The sequence below is a fragment of the Streptomyces sp. MBT53 genome, assembly GCF_016654115.1.
Classification (GTDB): Bacteria; Actinomycetota; Actinomycetes; order Streptomycetales; family Streptomycetaceae; genus Streptomyces.
The window spans coordinates 41233-49582 of record NZ_JAEQAZ010000052.1 but is presented as its reverse complement, the minus strand read 5'-3'; the positions used below and the strand labels follow the sequence as shown (position 1 = coordinate 49582).

The following is an 8350-nucleotide window of genomic DNA, read 5'->3' as shown; positions in this document are numbered from 1 at the left end:
GACGAGCCCCTGTCGCACATCCTGGACAACATCCCGGTCCTGTCGGGCAACGGCTCCGCGGGCAGCTGATCCCCGGACGCGCACCACGGGCCGCCGACTTCTCGGCGGCCCGTTGGCTTGCCTCCGCAGGCGCGGACCGTCCACGGGGACACGCTCCCGCTCGTCCGGGAGCCGACTTGTCACCCCAACAGACTTATTGCTCCATTCAGGGCAAAGGCCGCAACCAAACCGGCCGTCACCCAGTTGATCATCGCGCGGCTCCGCAACGGGGTCCGTCCTCCGAAAGGGTTTGAACATGAAGAAGCTGTGGGCGACCGCGGCTGTTGCCGCCTCCCTCGCCGGTGCCACGGCCGCTGTCGCCACCCCGGCGATGGCGATCGGCAACGACGACGGCGTCACCACCACCCAGGGCAACGGCGCCGTCCAGAAGTACGGCAACCAGGAGACCAAGGGCGACATGAGCCCCCAGCTCTCCCTCGTCCAGGGCACCCTGAACAAGCCCTGTGTCGGCCTGCCGGTCAAGGCGAACCTGGCCTCGATCGTCGGCGTCGTGCCGGTCACCGTTCTGCAGGACGTGCCGATCCTGTCGGCCCCGCAGAACCAGCAGTGCACCGAGAACTCCACCCAGGCCAAGGGCGACGAGCCGCTGTCGCACATCCTGGACAACATCCCGGTCCTGTCGGGCAACGGCGCCGTGGGCAGCTGACCCCACCAGCACCACGAGAGCGGGCCGCCGAGCACCTCGGCGGCCCGCTTCTTGCTATGTCGGCTTCGGCTTCGCGTAGAGCGCCTCGATGTCGTCCGCGTAGGCCGCCGTCACCACATGGCGTTTGATTTTCAGGGACGGGGTGAGCAGACCGTTGTCCTCGGTGAACTCGCCCTCGACCAGGGCGAAGGCGCGGATCGACTCGGCGCGGGAGACGGCCTGGTTGGCGTGGTCGACGGCCTTCTGGACGTCCGCGCGCAGGTCCCCGTTCCGTACGAGCTCGGCGAGCGGGGTGTCCACGGGGAGTTTGCGCACCGACAGCCAGTGGGCGAGGGCCTCGGGGTCGAGGGTGATCAGGGCGGCGACGAAGGGGCGGTTGTCGCCGACGACCAGGCACTGGCCGACCGGGGCGCGGCTGCGGAGGCGGTCCTCCAGGACGGCGGGCGAGACGTTCTTGCCGCCGTTGGTGACGAGGATGTCCTTTTTGCGGCCGGTGATGGTGAGATAGCCGTCCTCGTCGAGCGCCCCGAGGTCCCCGGTCGCGAACCACTCGTCCCGCAGTACGGCGTCGGTGGCCGCCGGGTTGTTCCAGTACGCGCCGAAGACCACCCCGCCCTTGATGAGCACCTCGCCGTCGTCGGCGATGCGGACCGTGGTGCCGGGCACCGGGAGGCCGACCGTGCCGGGGCGGGGCCGCAGGGGCGGGACGATGGTGGCGGCGGCCGTGGTCTCGGTGAGGCCGTAGCCCTCGTAGACGATGATTCCGGCCGCGGCGAAGAAGAGGTTGAGGTCGCGGTCGAGCGGGGAGCCGCCGCTGATGGCGTACCGCATCCGGCCGCCGAGTTCGCTGCGGATACGGCGGTAGACCAGCAGGTCGTAGAGGGCCCACGCGGCGTACAGGGCGGGGCTCGGGCCCTTGCCGGTGCCGAGGAACCTGTCGAGGTAGGCCTTGCCGAAGCGGACCGCGACGCGGTCGGCGCGGTCGAAGGAGGCGGCGCGGCCCATCCGTTCGGCGGTCGCGCGGCCGGTGTCGTGGATCTTCTCGAAGAGGTATGGCACCCCGACCAGGAACGTGGGCCTGAACTCCCGTAGCGCCGGGCGGAGTTCGTCGGGCTTGATGCTCGGGCAGTGGCCGATCTCGATGCGGGCCATCAGACAGGCGATCTGCAGGGTGCGGCCCATGATGTGCGCGAGCGGGAGGAAGAGGAGCGTGGAGGCGACCTGGCCGGTGACCTCGGTGAAAAGGGGGTGCAGCAACTCGACCGTGTTGGCGGCCTCGGCGTGCAGGTTGGCGTGGGTGAGGACACAGCCCTTGGGGCGGCCGGTGGTGCCGGAGGTGTAGCAGATCGTCGCGACCGTGTCGGGGGTGAGCGCGGTACGGCGCTTGGTGACCTCCTCGTCGGTGATGTCCCGTCCCAGGGTGGCGAGTTCGGCCAGCGCGCCCGCGTCCAGCTGCCAGATGCGCGGGTGTTGGGGGTGGCGGGCGGTGCCCGTCATGACCGTGTCGGTGTTCTCGCTGTTCTCCGTGACGACGAAGCGGGTGCCCGAGTCCCTGACGATCCACTCCACTTGCTCGGCGGACGAGGTCGCGTAGATCGGCACGGTCCGGCCGCCGGCCGCCCAGATCGCGAAGTCGAGGACCGTCCACTCGTAGCGGGTGCGGGACATCACCGCGACCCGGCCGCCCGGTTCGAGGCCGGCGGCCATCAACCCCTTTGCGGTGGCGGTGACTTCACGGGCGAAGGCGGCGGCGGTCACGGGGTGCCAGCCGCCGTTCTGCTCACGGCGGAGGACCACGGTGTCGGGGGCCTCCGCCGCGTTGGTGAACGGCAGGTCGGCGGTGCTGCCGGTCGTCGGGCGCGAGGCGAGCGGCAGCGTGCTCGCCTCCCGTACGACTCCCCGCGCGTCCCTGGTGAGTTCGACCCGGGTGCGGGCCGCCAGGTCGGTGCGTTGCCGCGCCCGCTTCAGGTCCTTGCGTACGCCCATGTCGGCTGCTCCCGGTCGGCGGTGAGACGGTGACTGGGGCGTCAACTTACTCGCAAGTAGGGGAAGGTCAATGGGGCCGGTGGGATCGAGTACCGGTTGGGTCGGGGTCAGTTCATGCGGCTCGCCTCGTCGATCGCCTCGGCGAGTTGCTGTACGTCCTTGTCCTCCGTCTGTTTCGCCAACGCGTGGGCGCGGTCGGCGAGTTCGTCGAGGCCCGGGTCGCCCGGCAGGTCGCCGGAGCGGAGGCAGTCGGCGAAGTAGGCGGCCACGGCGGTGACTTGGAAGCGGGGGGACGCGCTGGAGAGGGAGTCGTGCAGGGCGTCGGTCTCCAGCTGGCCCGACTCCTCGTGCGGGGCACGGGTGTCGGGGTCGAGCCAGCGGACACTGGCCGTGGCGAGGTGGCCGTCGGCGCCGGGCCTGGTGCGGACGGCGTAGAGGGCGGTCACGGTGTGGCCGGGGCCGATCTCGCCGCCGTCGACGTTGTCGTTGCGGAAGTCGTCGTCGGCGACCTTGCGGTCCTCGTAGCCGATGAGCCGGAACTGCGCGACCGTCTCGGGGTCGAAGGCGACCTGGGCCTTGGCGTCGCGGGCGGTGAGGTCGATGTTCTGCGGGAGTTGGTCGACGAAGACCTTGCGGGCGTCGGCGTCGTCCGAGACGTACGCGGTGTGGCCGTCGCCCTTGTCGGCGAGTTTCTCCATCAGGGCGTCGCCGTAGTCGCTGCCGACTCCGACGCCGAACAGGGTGATGCCGTGGTCGCGGCGTTCGTTCGAGATGCGTTCCAGGATCGAATCGGCGTTGGTGTCACCGGTGTTGGCGAGGCCGTCGGAGATGAGGACGACCCGGTTGGTGGCGCCCTCGCGCAGTCCCTCGGTGGCGGTGGCGTAGCCGGTCGCGACGCCGGCGCCGAGGTTGGTCGAGGACTGGGTCTCCAACTCGTCGACGGCGTGGTGGACTGTGCCGCGATGGCCGTCGAGGCGGGTCATCGGGAGGACGGTCTCGGCCTCGTCGCTGAAGGTGACGAGGGCGACCGAGTCGTCGTCGCGCAGCCGGTCCGTCATCTCGTCGAGGGACTTCTTCGCGAGGTCCAGGCGGCCCGTCTCGGCCATGGAGCCGGAGACGTCGATGACGAACGTGAGGGCTGCGGGCGGGCGTTCGGCGTTGTCGTCGGCTGTGCGGGTGGCGAGGCCGACGCGGACCAGGGACCAGTTGGCGCTGTCGGTGCGGGCGCCGTCGACGGTGACCGTGAAGCCGTTGCCGTCGGGGCGTTCGTAGTCCTGCCGGAAGCTGTTGACGAACTCCTCGGGGCGGACCGTCGACGGGTCGGGCAGCTGCCCGTCGGCCAGGACGCGGCGGGCGTAGCCGTAGGAGGCGGTGTCGACGTCGAGGGCGAAGGTGGAGAGGTAGTCGGGGGACGGGGCGATCTTGTCGGCGGGGGTGCTTGTCTGTTCGCCGTCCTGTTCGCTGCTGTTGTCACCGCCGGAGGTGGTGGCGGGGGCCGGGGCCGGGAAACCGGTCCGGTTCGCCCCGTCCGCGCTGTTGGAGTTGCTGCTGCCGCCCGCGCTGCAGCCGGTGAGCAGCAGGCCGCCCGCGGCGGTGAGGGCGAGCAGGGTGGCGCGCAGGCGTCGAGGTCGCCGGGTGCGGTGGCGGGCGTACTCCTGCGCCGGTCGTGTGCGGTCGGTCTGGTCGGTTCCCATCTCCCGTGCCCCCTCGGTCCGTTGACGTCGGCTTCTGCGACTGTGACGGCGGAGGGGACGGGAACGTGCGCTACGGGGAGTTGCGGAAGCGTCTCGAAGGGGTCGCGATCATGGCCTGTCGTGACCGGTGGGTGATGCTCCGTTGACCTACGACACGATGTCCTTGCGGGCGAAACCCCGGAAGGCCAGGGCGAACAGCACGATGGCGTACGTAACGGAGACCGCCGTGCCCTGGATCATGCCGGACCACTCCGGATGGGGCTGCACGGCGTCCGCCCAGGCGAACTGCCAGTGCGCGGGCAGGAAGTCGCGCCAGTGGCCGAGGGCGGTGACGGCGTCCAGGACGTTGCCGACGATGGTCAGGCCGACCGCGCCGCCGACCGCGCCCAGGGGTGCGTCGGTCTTCGTCGAGAGCCAGAACGCGAGCCCGGCGGTGACCAGTTGGGACACGAAGATGTACGCCACGACCACGAGCAGGCGTTGGGCGGCCGTGCCCGAGCCGATCGCGCCGCCGGTGGGCAGCTCCAGCGGTCCCCAGCCGTAGGCGGCGGTGCCGACGGCCAGGGCGACGAGCGGGAGCAGGACCATCGCGCCGAGGCTGAGGCTCAGGCCGACGACCAGCTTCGACCACAGCAGGCGGGCCCGGGGCACGGGTGCCGCCAGCAGATAGCGCAGGGACGACCAGCTGGCCTCCGAGGCGACCGTGTCCCCGCAGAACAGGGCGACCGGGACGACCAGGAGGAAGCCCGCCGACACGAACAGGTTCACCGCGGCGAAGTTGGCGCCCGACGAGGTGGCCGTGTCCATCAGGGTCACCTGGCTGTTGCGCTCGCCCGGGGTGCCGCCGATCGCGAAGGCGGCCACCAGGATGAAGGGCAGCGCGGCGAGAATGCCGCCCATGACCAGGGTGCGGCGCCGCTTCAACTGCCGGACCAGTTCCACCCGGAGGGGCAGTGTGCGGCCCGCGCGGTAGCCGGAGGCCACCTCTACGGGCTCGGCGAGCGTGCTCATGCGGAACCTCCGATCAGGGTGAGGAAGGCGTCTTCGAGGCGGCGGTGGGGGCCGACGGAGGAGACGGGGACTTCGAGTCGTACGAGTTCGACGAGGAGTCGGGCGGCGGTGGGCGAGCCGTGAGCGGAGGGCGCCGAGGAGGGGCTCGGTGGGGTGGACGGGGTCGCCGGGTCCTCCGCGAGGGACGGGGGCACCGGCGCGTCGAGTGCGGTGCCGGGGGCGTCGGCCGTGGCGGAGGTGGCCGGCTCGGCGAGTGCGACGCCGGACGCCTCGGCGGTGGTGGCGCCCTGCGCCTCGCGCGCCGCGCCGGCCCCCTCCGCCACGGCGCCGCCCGCCGGGGAGGCGGCGGACACCAGGCGGTCGCCGAGGGCCGGTTGATCGGCGGATACCGGGTGGTCACCGGAGGACGGACCGTCGTCGGAGGCCAGCCGCAACAGCAGGCCGCCGTCCGCGCGGGTCACCGACTCGACGTCCGGCAGGGCCGCGATCTTGTCGACCAGCGGGTCGGGGATGTCGGCGGCCAGGCCGACAAGGAGGGTGTCTCCGGAGCCGATGATCTCGGCGACCGGGCCCGCCTGGACGAGTCGGCCGCGGTCCATGACCACGAGGTGGGTGCAGGACTGCTCGACCTCGGCGAGGAGGTGGCTGGAGACGATGACCGTGCGGCCGGCCTCCGCGTAGCGGATCATCACCTCGCGCATCTCGCGGATCTGCGGCGGGTCGAGGCCGTTGGTCGGTTCGTCGAGGATGAGGAGGTCGGGCAGGCCCAGCATGGCCTGGGCGATGGCGAGGCGCTGGCGCATGCCCTGGGAGTAGGTGCGCACCGCGCGGGCGAGCGCGTCCCCGAGGCCCGCGATCTCCAGGGCCTCCTCCAGGTGGGCGTCCTCCGGGGGCCGTCCCGTCGCCTGCCAGTACAGCTCCAGGTTCTCGCGGCCGGAGAGGTGCGGGAGGAAGCCCGCGCCCTCGACGAAGGCGCCGACCCTGGACAGCACCGGGGCGCCCGGGCGGATCGCGTGACCGAAGACCCTGATCTCGCCGTCGTCCGGTTTGATCAGGCCCATCAGCATGCGCAGGGTGGTCGTCTTGCCCGCGCCGTTCGGACCCAGCAGGCCGAGCACCTGGCCCTTCTCCACGCGGAAGGACAGCTCCCGGACCGCGTACCGGTCCGCCGACTTCGCGTACCGCTTGCTCAAGTCGGTGATCTGGAGCGGAACTTCGGCCAGCTCCGGGTCGGGGGGTGTCGCGGAGGTGCGGCGGCGTCCGGTCAGCAGCAGCGCCAGTGCGAGCGCCGCGCCGGCGAGCGGGAACCACCACACCCAGGACGGCAGCGTCGCCGCCGCGGTCGTCACACCCGGGGCCGTCGGCACCTTGAGGTCGCTCTTCAGGGTGACGGTGTACGTCGCCGGGGCCGTGGGCGAGGAGTACGCGAGGTCCGTCGAGGCGAGGACCAGGCGCAGGTGGTGGCCGCTCTGGACGTCGTAGTCGATGGCCGGGAGGGTGATCGTGACGTCCTTGCCCGCCTTGGCGCCCTCGACCCTGAGGGGGGTCACCAGCTGGGAGGGGAGCACCTGTTGGGTGCCGCCCGGGCCGACGTCGTAGACCTTGCCGAAGAGGACGGCGTCGTCGCTCGTCGACTTGACGTGGACGGTGACCGTGGGCGATCCGGTGATGCGGAGGCCCTGGGTGAGGGGCTTGGAGTCGAACGCGGCGTACTGGCCGGGGAAGTCGAGGGAGATGCCGACGCCCAGGGAGGACAGCTGGGACAGGCCGCCCGCGCTGCCGAGGCCGGGCAGGGCGGAGATCGCGGGCGGGCTGGCGCCGGCCGGGTTGGTGAAGGACTGCTCGCGGCGGCCGGTGAGGGCGATCGCGCGCGGGTCGCTCTCCAGGCCGGGGTAGGCGCTGCCGCTCGCGCCGCGCAGTTGGGCGGCGCCGTCGGTGGAGTCGACGCCTCCGGTGCGGGTGACGCGGAAGGCCGGGCCGGTGTCGGTGTTCTTGTCGTCCTTCAGGTACCGGTCGAACCACGAGGTCACGCGTGCCTGGACGCGGCTCGTCTCCATGTCGCCGCCGTCATGGCCGCCCGCGATCCAGTCGACGTCCACGGGGGCGCCGTTGGCGCGGATCGCCTTCGCGGCGGCGTCGGCCTGGCCGAGCGGGAAGAGGGAGTCGGTCTGGCCCTGGAGCAGGAGGGTCGGCACGTTGATGTGTGTGGCGACGGCGGACGGGGAGCGCTCATCGAGGAGTGCGCGCGCCGCCGCGTCCGGCTTGCCCGACTCGGCGACCCGGTCGTACATCGCGCACAACTGGGGCTCGAAATTGGCGCAGCCGCCACCGGAGTTGATGAAGATGCTCGCCCAGAGCTTCTTGAAGACGCCGTTCGGGAACAGGGCGTCGGCGAGGTTCCAGTACGTGATCGCCGGGGCGATGGCGTCCACGCGGGCGTCGTACCCGGCGGCCAGCAGCGAGATCGCTCCCCCGTAGGAACCGCCCGCCACGCCCACGCGCGGGTCGCCGGGCTTGTCGAGCTGGACGTCCGGCTGCTTCGCCAGCCAGTCGATCAGCTTGGAGACGTCCTTGACCTCGCCGTCCGGGTCGTTGAGCCCGATCTTGCCGGTCGACTTCCCGAAGCCGCGCGCGGACCAGGTCAGTACCGCGTAGCCGTCTCTGGCCAGGCCCTCGGCCTGCTTCCGTACGTCGTCCTTGCTGCCGCCGAAGCCGTGCGCCAGGAGGACGGCGGGGCGGCGGGCGGTGCCGCCGGTGGTGAAGTACGAGGTGTCGAGGTTCACGCCGTCGACTGCCATCGTGCGGTCGGAGCGGTGTACCTCCGGCGGTTTGTCGGAGGCCACGGCCGTCCAGGTGCCGGCGGCGGCGAGCACGGCTACGGCGGCGGTGGCGGCGAGCCAGCGCCGGGGGCGTCGTAGTCGTAGCTGCGGGCGAAGATCCATGTCGTCAACGG

5 protein-coding genes are annotated in these 8350 nt (G+C 71.7%); 1 reads left to right on the top strand and 4 read right to left on the bottom strand.

Going from position 1 to position 8350, the window contains the following annotated elements; genetic code table 11:
- Nucleotides 1-295: 295 nt before the first annotated feature.
- Nucleotides 296-706: a rodlin gene (locus tag JHN45_RS21030; protein WP_200711930.1), complete on the top strand. Its 411-nt coding sequence runs from the start codon at nt 296-298 to the stop codon at nt 704-706.
- Between the two features lie 54 nt (nt 707-760).
- Here the strand turns inward: JHN45_RS21030 and JHN45_RS21025 are convergent, their stop codons facing one another.
- The 4 genes from JHN45_RS21025 to JHN45_RS21010 all read right to left on the bottom strand — a co-directional run bounded on the left by JHN45_RS21025 (nt 761) and on the right by JHN45_RS21010 (nt 8339).
- Nucleotides 761-2692, bottom strand: a complete 1932-nt coding sequence (locus JHN45_RS21025; RefSeq protein ID WP_201050028.1) for a long-chain fatty acid--CoA ligase — start codon at nt 2690-2692, stop codon at nt 761-763.
- A 107-nt stretch (nt 2693-2799) separates the two neighbouring features.
- Nucleotides 2800-4386 carry a von Willebrand factor type A domain-containing protein gene (locus tag JHN45_RS21020; protein ID WP_236583885.1) on the bottom strand — a complete coding sequence of 529 codons (1587 nt, stop codon included), beginning with the start codon at nt 4384-4386 and terminating at the stop codon, nt 2800-2802.
- 147 nt (nt 4387-4533) lie between these two features.
- On the bottom strand, nt 4534-5397 hold the full coding sequence (locus JHN45_RS21015; protein ID WP_201050027.1) for an ABC transporter permease: 864 nt from the start codon (nt 5395-5397) through the stop codon (nt 4534-4536).
- A complete protein-coding gene (locus JHN45_RS21010) occupies nt 5394-8339 on the bottom strand; it encodes an alpha/beta fold hydrolase (RefSeq protein ID WP_201050026.1) in 2946 nt (981 codons plus the stop codon). The genes JHN45_RS21015 and JHN45_RS21010 overlap by 4 nt, the downstream gene beginning before the upstream one ends.
- Between the last annotated feature and the right edge of the window lie 11 nt (nt 8340-8350).

Coding starts and splice junctions, on each gene's coding strand:
- JHN45_RS21030 (WP_200711930.1), top strand. CDS start 296: ATGAAGAAGCTGTGGGCGACCGCGGCTGTTGCCGCCTCCCTCGCCGGT.
- JHN45_RS21025 (WP_201050028.1), bottom strand. CDS start 2,692: ATGGGCGTACGCAAGGACCTGAAGCGGGCGCGGCAACGCACCGACCTG.
- JHN45_RS21020 (WP_236583885.1), bottom strand. CDS start 4,386: ATGGGAACCGACCAGACCGACCGCACACGACCGGCGCAGGAGTACGCC.
- JHN45_RS21015 (WP_201050027.1), bottom strand. CDS start 5,397: ATGAGCACGCTCGCCGAGCCCGTAGAGGTGGCCTCCGGCTACCGCGCG.
- JHN45_RS21010 (WP_201050026.1), bottom strand. CDS start 8,339: ATGGATCTTCGCCCGCAGCTACGACTACGACGCCCCCGGCGCTGGCTC.